Source organism: Neorhizobium sp. SHOUNA12A, from assembly GCF_023006505.1.
Taxonomy (GTDB): domain Bacteria; phylum Pseudomonadota; class Alphaproteobacteria; order Rhizobiales; family Rhizobiaceae; genus Neorhizobium.
The window spans coordinates 1-12,861 of the sequence record NZ_JALBGV010000121.1; the positions used below are offsets into that span (position 1 = coordinate 1).

At 60.6% G+C, this 12,861-nt stretch carries 13 protein-coding genes and 1 pseudogene; 10 read left to right on the forward strand and 4 right to left on the reverse strand.

The features are described from left to right. The 6 genes and pseudogenes from MOV63_RS29940 to MOV63_RS29965 all read left to right on the forward strand — a co-directional run. Positions 1-287: pseudogene (locus tag MOV63_RS29940) on the forward strand (hypothetical protein); the annotation flags it as partial. A gap of 15 nt (positions 288-302) precedes the next feature. Continuing rightward, positions 303-1,397 carry a glycoside hydrolase family 105 protein gene (locus MOV63_RS29945; RefSeq protein WP_247039276.1) on the forward strand — a complete coding sequence of 365 codons (1,095 nt, stop codon included), beginning with the start codon at positions 303-305 and terminating at the stop codon, positions 1,395-1,397. Continuing rightward, positions 1,394-2,758: a glycoside hydrolase family 28 protein gene (locus MOV63_RS29950; protein WP_247039278.1), complete on the forward strand. Its 1,365-nt coding sequence runs from the start codon at positions 1,394-1,396 to the stop codon at positions 2,756-2,758. Before MOV63_RS29945 ends, MOV63_RS29950 begins: the two co-directional genes overlap by 4 nt. Continuing rightward, complete coding sequence (locus tag MOV63_RS29955) at positions 2,746-3,864, forward strand: ABC transporter ATP-binding protein (protein WP_247039279.1); 1,119 nt, start codon at positions 2,746-2,748, stop codon at positions 3,862-3,864. Before MOV63_RS29950 ends, MOV63_RS29955 begins: the two co-directional genes overlap by 13 nt. After that, positions 3,851-4,846, forward strand: a complete 996-nt coding sequence (locus tag MOV63_RS29960) for a carbohydrate ABC transporter permease (RefSeq protein WP_247039281.1) — start codon at positions 3,851-3,853, stop codon at positions 4,844-4,846. Before MOV63_RS29955 ends, MOV63_RS29960 begins: the two co-directional genes overlap by 14 nt. 2 nt (positions 4,847-4,848) lie before the next feature. Next, a complete protein-coding gene (locus MOV63_RS29965; RefSeq protein ID WP_247039283.1) occupies positions 4,849-5,907 on the forward strand; it encodes a carbohydrate ABC transporter permease in 1,059 nt (352 codons plus the stop codon). Positions 5,908-5,910: 3 nt separating this feature from the next. On the opposite strand, the gene MOV63_RS29970 is transcribed toward MOV63_RS29965, so the two are convergent. Beyond that, a complete protein-coding gene (locus MOV63_RS29970) occupies positions 5,911-7,074 on the reverse strand; it encodes a LacI family DNA-binding transcriptional regulator (RefSeq protein ID WP_405029399.1) in 1,164 nt (387 codons plus the stop codon). Between the two features lie 378 nt (positions 7,075-7,452). Here MOV63_RS29970 and MOV63_RS29975 point away from each other — a divergent pair, with 378 nt between their 5' ends. The 4 genes from MOV63_RS29975 (at position 7,453) to MOV63_RS29990 (ending at position 9,965) form a co-directional block, all read left to right on the forward strand. Beyond that, a complete protein-coding gene (locus tag MOV63_RS29975; protein ID WP_040125505.1) occupies positions 7,453-7,635 on the forward strand; it encodes a hypothetical protein in 183 nt (60 codons plus the stop codon). A 40-nt stretch (positions 7,636-7,675) separates the two neighbouring features. Next, the gene (locus MOV63_RS29980; protein WP_040125504.1) at positions 7,676-7,960 is read left to right on the forward strand and encodes a hypothetical protein; all 285 of its coding nucleotides are present in this window, start codon (positions 7,676-7,678) and stop codon (positions 7,958-7,960) included. A gap of 653 nt (positions 7,961-8,613) precedes the next feature. Beyond that, positions 8,614-9,273, forward strand: a complete 660-nt coding sequence (locus tag MOV63_RS29985; protein ID WP_040125503.1) for a transcriptional regulator — start codon at positions 8,614-8,616, stop codon at positions 9,271-9,273. A 131-nt stretch (positions 9,274-9,404) separates the two neighbouring features. Continuing rightward, positions 9,405-9,965: a hypothetical protein gene (locus MOV63_RS29990; protein ID WP_040125502.1), complete on the forward strand. Its 561-nt coding sequence runs from the start codon at positions 9,405-9,407 to the stop codon at positions 9,963-9,965. 418 nt (positions 9,966-10,383) lie between these two features. Here the strand turns inward: MOV63_RS29990 and MOV63_RS29995 are convergent, their stop codons facing one another. The 3 genes from MOV63_RS29995 to MOV63_RS30005 all read right to left on the reverse strand — a co-directional run bounded on the left by MOV63_RS29995 (position 10,384) and on the right by MOV63_RS30005 (position 12,817). Beyond that, entirely contained in the window at positions 10,384-10,980 is a 597-nt protein-coding gene (locus MOV63_RS29995; protein ID WP_040125500.1) for a cation transporter, read from the reverse strand. A 75-nt stretch (positions 10,981-11,055) separates the two neighbouring features. Next, positions 11,056-11,277 carry a hypothetical protein gene (locus MOV63_RS30000; RefSeq protein ID WP_040125499.1) on the reverse strand — a complete coding sequence of 74 codons (222 nt, stop codon included), beginning with the start codon at positions 11,275-11,277 and terminating at the stop codon, positions 11,056-11,058. 28 nt (positions 11,278-11,305) lie between these two features. Further along, complete coding sequence (locus MOV63_RS30005) at positions 11,306-12,817, reverse strand: Na/Pi cotransporter family protein (RefSeq protein ID WP_258719348.1); 1,512 nt, start codon at positions 12,815-12,817, stop codon at positions 11,306-11,308. Positions 12,818-12,861: the final 44 nt, after the last annotated feature.

The window sequence follows — 12,861 nt, forward strand, 5'->3', positions numbered from 1 at the left end:
TGCGCTCCGAGGGTGCGCTCACCGGCTGGGCGGCCGTCGTGGGCGCCGGCGACGAAGCCGCTTTCCGTCGTTTCGCCGAACGTATCCGCGCCACCTCCGTCTCGTTCGACATCGACGACAAGGTGCTGAGCCTTTCGCCGCCGGACCGCGAAATACTGACGCTCTCTTATGCCGGCGAATTCACCGTTGGCGGAGAGCCGCGGCCGTTCATTCACGACCAGCCCGTGCCGGTCCTGACCTATGACAGCGCGACCGCCGGCGACGACGATCACCCATTCTATGCATAAAGGACATTCCGACCGATGGATTCGATGACCCTCAACAAACCGGCCCTGCAGGAGACGATCGATCAGGTCGCGGTCGCGTTCAGCCGCCTCAAGGGCATCAAGGAAGGCCTTGCCGGTGCCGATGCGGACGGCGGTATCCAGTTCGACGAATGGGACTGGGAAGTCGGCGTCGGCCTCTACGGCTTCCTGCGCCGCGCGCTTGCGGCTGGTGATCGGCAGGCCATCGACGATCTCGTCGCCTGGTACGGCCGGCAAATCGGCCGGGGCCTGCCGCCGCGGCAGATCAACAGCACGGCCCCCATGCTGCCGCTTGCCATTCTCATCGAACATGTCGACCGGCCGGATTTCCGTGCGCTCGTCGAGGATTGGGCGGACTGGCTCGTCCACCGTCTTCCGAAGACCGAGGACGGCGGTTTTCAGCACGTCGTCAAGGAACGGCTGAACGACGGCGAACTCTGGGACGATACGCTGTTCATGGCCGGGCTGTTTCTGGCACGCGCGGGCGTTGCCTGCGGACGTCGCGACTGGATCGACGAGGCTGTCTACCAGTTCATGGTGCATGCCCGCTATCTGTCCGATCCGGTCACCGGGCTCTGGTATCACGGCTGGACCTTCAACGGCCGGCACAATTTCGCCAGGGCCTTCTGGGCGCGCGGCAACGCCTGGATCACGGTTGCCATTCCCGAACTGTTCGAGCTCGTTCCCGATCTCGAGGAAAAGGACAAGCGTTTTCTGTCGAACGTGCTTGCAAGCCAGGTCGGCTCGCTGAAGCGACTGCAGCGTCCCGACGGCATGTTCCATACGCTGCTTGACGACCCGACATCTCCCCTCGAAACATCGGCGACGGCCGGGATCGCCTACGGTATCCTGCGCGGTATCGATGCAGGCATCCTGGATGCCTCCAACCGGGTGCATGCGGAACGCGCGCTGGCGGCCGTGCTCTCCCGGGTCGATGGCGAGGGCGTCGTCCAGGGCGTCTCGGACGGCACGCCGATGGGGCACGATCTGGATTTCTATCGTCGTATCCCCAACCTGCCGACCCCCTATGGGCAGGCGCTGACGATGCTGCTGCTGACGGAAGTCCTGCTCGAGGGCGAGGAGGGCGCATGAACAGGTTCCCGTCCCTTCTCATCGAGCCCATGCAGGAGGACGAGACGGCGCGCATTCAAGCGGCAATCGACCAGGTGGCCGCGCGCGGCGGCGGCTGCGTGGAACTTGCCGAAGGCATCCACAATACGCGCGGCCTGAGGCTGCAATCCGGCGTCGAGCTTCATCTGGCGATGGGCGCGATCCTGCGCCCTGCGGCCGACTACGGAGCTTACGCGCAGACATCGGTTTCGGTTATCGCCGAGAAGTCGAACCGCGCCATGATCGTTGCAAGAAATGCGACGGACATAGCCTTGACCGGCCCAGGACGGATCGAGGCCGGAGGTGAACATTTCATCGCCGGCAGCGATGAGGCGATGGGCACCTTTGTCCCGGCGGAATACCGCCCGCGGGTGGTGGTCTTCGAATCCTGCCGCGGCGTCCGGATCGAGCGATTGGAAATCGTCGATTCGCCGATGTGGACGCTGCACCTGGTCAATTGCCACGACGTTTATGTCGGCGGCGTGAAGGTCTCGAACAATCGGCGCATGCCGAATACCGACGGCCTCGTGCTCGACGCCTGCCGGCATACGGTTGTGGAGGACTGCGACATATCGACGGCCGATGACGGCATCTGCCTGAAGACCAGCGCCGGACCGGACGGACAAGCGATCGGAGAATGCGAAAACGTGCTCGTGCGCCGCTGCCTGGTCGAAAGCAACAGCTGCGCACTGAAGATCGGCACGGAATCCTACGGCGATTTCACGGACGTCGTCTTCGAGGACTGCCGCGTCCAGGATTCAAACCGGGGGCTGGGGCTGTTTTCGCGCGACGGTGGCCACATGACCAATATCCGCTTTTCGCGGATAGAGGTCGATTGCCACGAGACGCTCGATGGCTTCTGGGGATCGGGCGAAGCGCTGACGGTGACGGTGGTGGATCGCATCCCCACCCGCCGGGCCGGTGCGGTTCGAAATCTCGTCGTCGAGGATCTGCGCGGCCAAATGGACGGGGCGATCGCGCTCGTTTCGACTTCCGCCGCGAAAATCCACGGCGTCAGACTTTCGCGTCTACGACTGCGGCAGCGGAAAGGCCCACTCGGCACCGGACTTCGTTATGATCTGAGGCCGACCAACGCTGATATCGCACCGAGCGCTGACGCTGCCGGCCGTGCAAATGCATGGACGAAGGACGCGGACGGACGGGTGGTCGGCCTTGTCGACTACCCGGGCGGCATGCCGGCACTTTTTACCACCGGCACAGAGGGGATTTCGATCGAGGAGGCGCATTTCGAGAGGCCGCAACCGATACCGGAAGGCTGGAACGTCGAAAGCGTCGTCCACAAAGTGACTGAACCTGACGGGAGCAGGGAATGGGAAATCTAAAACTTACGAATGTCACCAAGGCGTTCGGTGCGCTGACCGTTCTGCACGGTATCGACCTGACGATCGACAACGGCAAGTTCGTCGTTTTCGTCGGTCCATCCGGCTGCGGCAAGTCGACCCTCCTCAGGATCATCGCGGGACTGGAGGACATCAGCGCCGGCGGCATCGAAATCGGCGGGCGCGACGTCGTCCAGCTGTCGCCGGCGGAGCGGAAGATCGCCATGGTCTTCCAGTCCTATGCGCTCTATCCCCACATGAGCGTGCGCAAGAACCTCGCCTTCGGGCTCGAGAACCTGAAATTCAAGCGCAGCGAGATCGAGACCCGGATCGGGGAGGCGGCGCGGATGCTGGCGATCGAGCCCTATCTGGATCGCAAGCCACGGCAGCTTTCCGGCGGCCAGCGCCAGCGTGTCGCGATCGGACGCGCCATCGTGCGCAACCCCGATATCTTCCTCTTCGACGAGCCGCTCTCGAACCTCGACGCGGCGCTGCGCGTGCAGACAAGGGCGGAAATCACCCGGCTGCATCGCCAGCTGAGAACAACGATGATCTACGTCACCCACGACCAGGTGGAGGCGATGACCATGGCCGACGAGATCGTCGTGCTCAATGCGGGCCGGATCGAGCAGGTCGGAACGCCGCTCGAACTCTTCGACAACCCGCGGAACCTCTTCGTGGCGGGCTTCCTGGGCTCGCCGCGGATGAACATGCTGAAGGGCCAGGTCACTGCGATGGGCGAAGCGGGCGTCACGATCGACGCCGGCTATGGCGCTCCGCTCGCGGCGTCGATCGATCCCACCGCGGCGAAAGTAGGCCAGGCCGTGCTTGTCGGCATACGGCCCGCGCATTTTTCGGTCGGCGACGAAGGACTGCCGTTCGTCGTTCAGTATCACGAGAGCCTTGGGACCGAGACCTATGTCTACGGGACGCTCGAGGGGAGGGACGAGCCAATCATCGTCCACCAGACCGGCCATTTCGCACCGCGGGCCGGCGACCTTCTGCGGATCATGCCGCTATCCGGCCGGGTGCACGTCTTCGATCCCGATAGCGGCCTGGCTCTGCTGCAATCCGTTCGCCAACGGAGTGATGTCCATGAGCACGCCTAAGGCGACAGATCTCGGCGGCCGTGCCCTCGACGTCGTCATGGGCCTCGTCGAGGCGCCCATCAACGGGTTCGAACGGCTGATGGGCAGGAAGCGGATGCCCTATCTGTTCCTCGCGCCGAACCTCATCCTTTTCGGCATCTTCACCTTCCTGCCCATCGCCATCGCGGTCGGCTACGCCTTTACCGGCGGGACCGGCCTGTTCGTGTCGGAGCGGCCTTTCGTCGGCTTCGACAATTTCCGTCAGCTCCTGCAGTGCGAGGACTACCTTCGTCCGGGGAGCTGCCGCGAATCCCTGTTCTGGACGGCGGTCTGGAACACGCTCTGGTTCGTCGGCTTCAACGTTGCCGCGACCCTGCTCGTGGCATTGGTGACGGCGCTCATCCTCAACCGGGCGATGGCCGCCCGCGGTTTCTTCCGGGCCATGTTCTTTTATCCCGTCCTGCTGTCGCCGGTCGTCATCGGCCTGATCTGGAAGTGGTTCCTGGACCGCAACGGCCTGCTCAACGCCTTCCTGCAGATGCTCGGCGTTCCGCCGGAAATCTTCCTGCTGGACGTCGGCTGGTCGCGTTTCTTCGTAGTGGTGGTTTCGGTCTGGTTCCATATGGGCTTTTATACGCTGATCCTTCTCGCCGGCCTGCAGGCAATTCCAAAGGATCTCTACGAAGCCGCCTCGATCGACGCGGCCTCGCCCCGGCGCACGCTTTTCCGGATCACGCTTCCGCTTCTCGGGCCGAACCTGCTCGTCGTGCTGATCCTGCTGATGATCCGCTCGGTCCAGATCTTCGACGAGGCCTGGGTACTGACCAATGGCGGCGGACCTGGCACCGCGAACAGCTTCATCGTGCAGTACATCTACCAGATGGCCTTCGGCAGCGACCTGCGCCTTTTCGGCCTCGCCTCGGCGGCGTCGGTGCTGATGGGCCTCGTGCTGCTGGTCCTGACGCTCATACAGCTGCGGCTTGGCCGCAAGATGGAGTCCTGACCATGTCGCAAGGCCTCTCACCCATCGCTTTCCTGACGCGCACCCGCCGGCCGGGCCGGATCGGTGTCACCGACATTCTCTCCTGGGCCTGGCTGGTCCTGGGCACGCTTGCCGTGCTCATCCCGGTGGTCTGGGCGGGGCTTTCCTCGTTCAAGCCGGCCGCCGAAATCACCCGCTTTCCGCCGACGCTGCTGCCGCGTGCGGCGGTTCAGCAGACCGTACCGGGTTTCGACGCCCCGCTCAGCCTCTGGACCGTCGACGTCGACGGCCAACGGCGCGAGATGGCGATGGTGCGGCGGATCGGGCTGAAAGCCCAGATGGTCGATCCGAGCAATCCCGGACCGCCGGTCAGCGTCGACGTCAAGAACATGTCGCCGGTCCAGCGGCTTACGATCGCGACCGAGAACTATACCGATCCGCTCACCCGGTTCGACTTCCTCACCTTTCTGAAGAATTCGGTCTTCGTCACCTTCGTGGCGACGCTGCTGACGCTCGTCGTCAACGCGCTTGCGGCTTTCGCGCTGTCGAAATACCGGTTCCGGGGCGAGAAGGCGATTTTCGTGCTGATCATCTCGACGCTGATGATCCCCCTGACGGTGGTCATGGTCCCGGCCTATCTGGTCGTCGTCGGCGTCGGCCTTGTGGACAGTCTCTGGGGTATCATCATTCCGACCGTTGCCTCGCCGACCGGCGTCTTCCTGCTGCGCCAGTACATGCTTACCATCCCCGACGAACTCATCGAGGCGGCCCGTGTCGACGCGGCAAGCGAGTTCCGGATCTTCTGGCGCATCATCCTGCCGCTGACGGCACCGGCGCTCGCGGTGCTGGCGATCTTTTCCGTCCTGTGGCGGTGGAACGACTTTCTCTGGCCTTTGATCGTCTTGAGCAGCCGCGAAAACTTCACCCTGCAGGTCGGGCTCAACGCCTTCCAGGGCGAGTTCTCCGTGCAGTGGAACTACATCCTCGCCATGACCTTCCTGAGCCTGGCACCGGTCACGGTCGTCTTCCTGTTCCTGCAGAAATACATCACCACCGGCATTGCCGGCACCGGAATGAAGTGAGGTTCACCTGCGGGGCGGAGCGACGCTGCCCCGCAGCACCAGCTTGCAGCCGAGTTCCAGCCGGTAGGCCGGCCGCAGCGGATCGTTGGCGACGAGCCGTTGTTCCAGAAGGCTGATTGCGGCGGCCCCCAGCCGGTCGGTCGGCAACTGGACCGTCGAGAGCGGCGGTGTGCTGAACTCGCCGGGCACGATATCGTCGAAGCCGAGCACGGACATTTCCTCCGGCACGCGCATGCCGAATGCCGCCAGCGCCCTCAGGCAGCCGAGCGCCAGGTTGTCGGCGGCGCAGAAGATCGCCGTCGCGCCGCGCAGCCTGCTATCTTCGGAAAGCAATTGGCGGATCGCCTGCTCGCCCTGGTGGGGCTCGTATCCCTCCGCCTCGACGATCATCTCCGGCGATACGGCAAGGCCGGCCGCAAGATGCGCATCGGCGTAGCCATCATACCGGCGGCGGATGGTGGTCCTGCCCTTCCAGGTCAAATGCAGGATACGGCGATGGCCGAGCGAAAGCAGGTGCTCGGTTCCCTGGCGGGCGCCGAAGCGGTTTTCACCGGTGACCGTATCGACCAGCATCGAAGGGTCCTCGCCATTCAGGATGACGAGCGGTATGCGACCTGCGGCAAGGACGCGGATCAATTCCGGCTGGTCGTCGTTGAGGATAACGATGCCGTCGACGTTTTCGGCCTGCGCCATGCGGCGCACCTCGCTCGCGTCGATCCGGCTGCCGGCGCTGACGAAAGGGACGATCCGGATGCTGAGGCGCTCGCATTCCTGGCGCAGGCTGTTGAGCATCGTCCAGCTGACGAGATTGACGTCGCTGTGAGGCGCCGCATCGCTGGTGATCGCCAGGAGGATGGTGCGAAGCGTGGCGATCGTCGCCCGGCTTCGACGCTTTTCCAGATATCCCAGCCTTTGCGCGGAATTAAGGACCCGCTCCCGAACTTCTATGGATATGGGCGCGGTTCCGTTGAGAACATGGGACGCGGTACTGAGCGAAACACCGGCATCCAGAGCCACATCTTTCAAGCCTATCTTGGCTTTCAATAGAATTTCTTTCGATTTAAGCTGGGTTTTCGAAGCGCCAATACGAGCAAACAATGTCTCACATTGTTCGTGCCGGCCATTTGGATATCCCCGCGCAGACCTGTTGCCGGAGCGATGCCTCATCCCCTGATGCGATCAACTTCGTCCATCATGCATGTTTGCAGCGGTCCAACGCAAGACAATCTTGACGCTGCCTTCCGCCGAAAATCTGCGTCGGGTTGTTGTGGAATCGCTTCGTCTCCACCCTAAGCACCGTCTTTCTATAGGTGGCTCGTCGGTCCGCGTGTGATGGGAGCTCAATTAATTATAGCAGCTTTCTGGCCGTCGATGATTACCAACGGTGCGGAGCCTGGAGGTCAACAGTGACATCGTGACCGTATCGCACGGAAGTGTCGAACGCTCTGCACTTTTTCCTTCCGTCCGCGCGCCGGTGCTTTATCTGATGACGGCGAGTGAATATACAGGTTTTAACGGTGCCGTTCAAAGCTAGGAGCAACCGCGATGATCGCAACCTATATCGACGAGTTCATCATGTTTTGCGCCGGGCTGTGGATGACGTCCCTGGGCTTTGGCTATCTGTCCTTGTCGCGAAATCCGGCGCACAAGTTGCCGGTGGTTCGTCATTTCAGGTGGATGGGGCCCTTGCTGCTCGTCATCGCCGTTATCCTGGCGATCGCCTCATGACCTCATGATCAGAAGCAATGTGCGCGGTTAAATTTGGGCCATGAATAGTATGTTACTCTGTAGGGCTTGCGGATTGGAGAAAACGGAATCGGTCGTCCACGGCGGCTCGTATATCCTGCGATGCGCTGCCTGCGGAGAAATGATTGTCGCGACATCGTTCATAGCAATGCTGGAGTTGGATCACGAATGTTCGGCCTTCATTGATCCGGGTCCGGGAAAACACCCGCCGCCGGAGATGCTCATCGCCCGCGGACCTCTCCGGCAGATCGCAGCGGCGATCATTGCTGCGGCGATGGACGGAACTTTGATACGGTTGTCTCCCTAGCGCACAGGATTGACGCCGCCCGGGTTCGATAGCTTTCCCCTCGGCTTTCAAGCCTGCGGCGTCGTTGCTTCCGGATCCGGCCGCGGTCTTTCGGGCCGTTGTTCCTGGATCAGCTGCAGGGTGCCGTCATTGGGGCACGGTTGCCGAGTGCCCACAGCCTGCTGATCATCTAGCGTTAGATGTCCAGTCTCCTGGCAGCGTCAGGTTCGGATGTTCAGCAATGTCATCAAGGATTTGGAAGCCAGGCAGGCCCCACCAGGACACTGTCTACATCTCGGTTCGGGAGTTGGGGCGTCCACATTGGAACTCCCACAGCGGTGGCGTAGTTCGGCGTCTTCAGTGATCACAGCATTGGAAACGGCATGGAAACGCGGAAAACGAGTCGTGGCAGTGACCGTTCGAAAGCATAGTTCGGAGCTGGTACGATGATCTGATCGGATGCTGCGTCGCATTGGCGATAGCAGGGCTCTTCATTGGAGCCATCGTCATTTATGGCGGGATCCACGCTTGTTAGCGGTCTTGTCGCGAGGGCAGGGGTCGCCTGCTGCGCCAAGGCTATAGATTGCCGGCGCGAAAGTGGCTATTTGCAAGCCTTGCTGCGATACCGAACGCGTCGCCGAACACATCACCGCAGACACCCGAGGCCTCTCAAAGTGAAAAAAGTCCAGCGCAGCTTTGCCGTCGAGTACAGATCGGGTCGGCGAAAACTCAATTCCAATCCGAACTCGATCTGGGGAGACATGGACCTCAAATCCGTGGCGCAGGATCTGCGGGACGAGGCAATGCCATTTATGTCTTCAACTCCTCAGACCAGAAGCAGCGAAATGCTTGTACCCGCAGAACAACAGGCGGCAGTGTTGTTGACACTGCCGAACGAGCAGGAGACAAATGCATCGGCTTTACAGGAGACCATAATGGCCGACGATATTGACACGATAAGCGATGCTGACACGCCGGCCGTAGCGGCGCCCGCGCCGAAGAAAGAGCGCAAACCTCGCGCCAAAAAGGCGGCGCTTGAGACGGCCTCAGCTGCAGTTTCGGCGCAACCGGCAGCGGCTTCGAATGCCGTAGCTGCAAAGCCGAAGAGAGGACGCAAGGCAAAGTCCGACGAAGGTGCGCCAAGCGCCAAACGTGCGCCTGTCAAACGTGCTCCGAAGGTTGTGCAGGTGGCGGCTACTCCTTCGACGGCGGTCGTTGACGAGTTTGCGGATCTCCTGCAGCTGGAAGAGGAAAACCAGAGACTGCGCAAGCAGCTGGCCGAGAAGCTGCGTGCTGAAAATGCCGATCTGCGAAAGCGGCTCAACCTCGGTTGATCGACAGCCGTCGGTCAAGCGCCGGCCGCATTCTCATGTTTATCGAAATGAACATTTTGGCGGCGGTTCGTTCTGCCGCCAAGGCTTTTGGCCGCAGCCTGGCTGTGGGGTAGAATACGAGGTCGAATAAAATGGCGTCTCCATGGAAACTTCTTGCCCGGCTGGTGTCGCCGCGACGTCAGCAGAGGCAAGAACAGGGGCCGGCCGATGACGTGAAGCCGAACGTCTTGGCTATCGCCAAACCGACAGAAACCGCTGCTGAAAACGGATTGAACACAGCGGATCCTCCGATCAACGAAGAGCCGGTCGCTTACGGTCGATCGGAGGCGGTGTCGGCGGACCCGGATCATTCCAAAGAAACGGCAGGCGGTGTTCACGGCACGGCAGATATCGAAGGCGCCAAGCCCGTGGAGGCGGCTGATCCGGCCTTATCCGATAACGCCAACCCGGCCGCACGCGACGCACCGAAACCCTCGCAGACTGGCGAAGGTGCAACGCGAAAGCGCAAAAGCCGGGGCAAGACAGCGGCAGGGGGTGAAGCCGTTCCGCCAGCCTCTCCTGGCCTTCCCACCGTTTCTGGTGACGCAATCCGCCTTGATGAGGAGATCAGGCTGCTGCGCGACCAGCTGACGCGCAAGCTTCAGCTGCAGAATGCACAACTGAAGAGGATGCTGGAACGGTTCGACCGCTGAATATGTCACCGGATCCACCTTTCCGTACTAATTCCAATCCGACCGCCGTGCCAGTCTAAGCTTGTAAATCCAGACCGGGGAGATCTGTGTGTCCGCTAAACCAAGGCAATGTAAATTCTTCAATCGACCGGATCTCCAGCGTTTGTTGAATGGTTTTTCGCTTGCGATCATCCGATAGGAGCTACTTGGCGCCCTGCGATTGCAATTCATCCAGTATGCTGTAGCGGCCAACTAAGATCCCCAGTGGCAGTATCGTGAACGCTTGTGTTCCGTCCTGGACACGGACAAGGCGCTCAACGATTAGCGACCTCAGTCGGTCGTGGCGGAAGTTCGGCGGCATGGTACTGCCCTTGGCCGCGATCTCCTCAGCGAGGGTAGCAAGCCCGTTCACGAGCGTCTTGTTGCTCCGCCACCCTTCCTAAGCTGCAGTGCGGTATTCATTCTGGGCGGCCTCCCAGACTTCCCTCGCTGCATCCATGTTCACTGCAGCGATGCCCAGGCCGACGATTAGGTCGGGCCATCCCGAGTTCCAGACAAAGTTTATGACGAAGCCCGCCCCCATGATGGCAATGTTGGCGAGGGCATCATTGCGTGCGGAAAGGAAAGCCGCCTTTGTGAGACTGCCGCTCTCGTGACGGAACGCTGCCAGCATGAGGGCACAGGACAGGTTGATCGCGAGTGCTCCTGCACCGGTAATGGTCAAAAGGAAGGGCTGTGGAGGGGCTGGATCGACGAAGCTCTGGTAGGCGGCCAACAGCGTTGCAATGCCGGGAACCATTAGTGTCAGCGATAGCGCGATCCCAACGCGAGCCCGGTTCTTGAGCGACCATCCAAGCGCGAGTAGGATCAGCAGGTTGACTGAAGCATCTTCAAGGAAATCAACGCTGTCCGCAAACAGCGACACGGAGCCGATTTTGAGCGCTACAGCGAACTCGATCCCGAAGTATCCCAGATTCAAGAGCGCCACAAGGGCGGCGATCTTGCGTAGTGGAGTGTCGAGGTATCGGTTCAGCACTGGCCTGGCTCCGCAGCAATTGACTTGTAACTTTATCCCGCAACCATTGAGCCCGCGATACCGTGGACATCGCCTCTAGAATCCTTGATTGTCCCCGCTCATGTCATGAGTGAGGATCTGCTCGAGTTGGGTTTGGGTGAGGCCGCGGCTTCGCCTGATATTCGCAGCCAAGCCGAGCGCCTTCTGTCCGATTTCGCTGTCAAGCGTCTTCTCGTTCTTCCGGCACCAGTTTTCAACAGCTCCCATCACGTCCTCCAGTTGATCGTCGGTCAGGTTGAGAAGCGATTGCACGAGCATCGTTTGCTGCCAATCAGAGGAAATCGCATCACGTAAACGAGGATTCAGGTGACGCCTGGCGGATGGCTCTGCTCTGCAGCAATTCGCCCTGCCGTTCGAGGATCGGATAGGCGGTCGCTGCCACAAGATGTGAGTTGATCTGCTTGAAGTCGCGGAGCAGGTCGAGGTGGAGCGAGCTTGTTTCGGTGGTATCTAGATCGCCCGTTCGCATGCGCCTGAAATGGTCGCTCATCCCTTCGCGTTCCGCCTTGCGGAAGACGATCTTTTCATCCGCAAGCATTCTGGCCACACGTTCGTCCTGAGACATAAACAATGCGGAGGCGGTCCTGAGATTTGTGGAGAGGCGGTCAATCAGATCTGACAGTTCGCGCTGCCCCTCTTTCGAAAACTTAAGGCCGCGGCGCAGCCTTTTGGCCAAATGGGGAAGGACGTTCTGGTCAAGCACATCGCCCGCGTTTTCGAGGCCGGTAGAAAAAATCAAAATTTCATCGAGCCGATGTTGATCGGACTCACTGAGTTCATCTCGATCAATCGAGGTTAGATATTGTTTCACTGCCCTGTTAAGTCGGTCCAGGATCGTGTCCATCTTTCGCAAGGAAGAAAGTGCACGTCGATCGTTGCTTGTCAGAGCTGCTTTCGTTCCCGCCAACATGTCGCCGAGTATGTCCACAAGCCGCAGCACTTCTCTAGCGGCAGCTTGCAACGCGACGACCGGCGTCTCTTTGGCAGATGCGTCGAGATAACGGGGACGGCCAGGATCGGTCGCGTCGATCTTCTGCGGCAATAGTCTGACCAAAAGGTTGGCGAAAGGCGTAAGGAATGGCATGACTGCGACGGCGACGATGAGATTGAATGCAGTATGAAAATTCGCGACTATCCGAGCGCCGTCGGTATCGATTGCCGTCATCCAACTGACGACAGGTGAGAGTGCTGCGAAGACGATACCAATCCCTGCAAGACGCGTTGCGAGGTTTCCCAAAGGCAGCCGTTTGGCGGAATAATCACCCGTGGTATTGCCTTCCACAACCGGATTTATCGCTGTGCCGAGATTGGCCCCGAGAGTGAGTGCGAAGGCCTGATAAGGATCGATCAATCCTTTGCTGCATAAAGACATGACGAGCAAGACTACGGCAACGCTCGAATGTGCTGCCCAGGTCAGAATGGCGGCGAGTATCACGCTTGATGCGGGCGTCTTGGAAATTGCCGAAAGCACGGCTTCGAAAGCCGGCGTGTCCGCGTATTCAGTCAGCACCGCAAGCAATTGGTGTAGCGCAAGCAGCATAAAGCCGAGACCGACAAAAACACGCCCCAGGTCGTGGATTTGCGGGTTTTGACCACGGCGAAACATCAGCGCACCCAGGAGAATGAGCGCGGGCGACATAGCGGCGACGTCGAAGGACAGGGCCTGAACGATCAAGGTCGTTCCAACGTTCGCGCCAAGCATAACAGCGAGCGCCGGCACGAGATCGACTAGCTGTTTGATCCCGGCATTTGATGGTGCATCATTTTCCTTGGCATGGAGGGAAGCACTATGGGTCAGGTTTTACATGGGAGCGCCACGACGACAGAGGCAGTCCGTCGAGC

Excerpts from the sequence above, each read along its gene's own strand:
- MOV63_RS29945 (WP_247039276.1), top strand. The coding sequence starts at position 303 with ATGGATTCGATGACCCTCAACAAACCGGCCCTGCAGGAGACGATCGAT.
- MOV63_RS29950 (WP_247039278.1), top strand. The coding sequence starts at position 1,394 with ATGAACAGGTTCCCGTCCCTTCTCATCGAGCCCATGCAGGAGGACGAG.
- MOV63_RS29955 (WP_247039279.1), top strand. The coding sequence starts at position 2,746 with ATGGGAAATCTAAAACTTACGAATGTCACCAAGGCGTTCGGTGCGCTG.
- MOV63_RS29960 (WP_247039281.1), top strand. The coding sequence starts at position 3,851 with ATGAGCACGCCTAAGGCGACAGATCTCGGCGGCCGTGCCCTCGACGTC.
- MOV63_RS29965 (WP_247039283.1), top strand. The coding sequence starts at position 4,849 with ATGTCGCAAGGCCTCTCACCCATCGCTTTCCTGACGCGCACCCGCCGG.
- MOV63_RS29970 (WP_405029399.1), bottom strand. The coding sequence starts at position 7,074 with ATGAGGCATCGCTCCGGCAACAGGTCTGCGCGGGGATATCCAAATGGC.
- MOV63_RS29975 (WP_040125505.1), top strand. The coding sequence starts at position 7,453 with ATGATCGCAACCTATATCGACGAGTTCATCATGTTTTGCGCCGGGCTG.
- MOV63_RS29980 (WP_040125504.1), top strand. The coding sequence starts at position 7,676 with ATGAATAGTATGTTACTCTGTAGGGCTTGCGGATTGGAGAAAACGGAA.
- MOV63_RS29990 (WP_040125502.1), top strand. The coding sequence starts at position 9,405 with ATGGCGTCTCCATGGAAACTTCTTGCCCGGCTGGTGTCGCCGCGACGT.
- MOV63_RS30000 (WP_040125499.1), bottom strand. The coding sequence starts at position 11,277 with ATGCTCGTGCAATCGCTTCTCAACCTGACCGACGATCAACTGGAGGAC.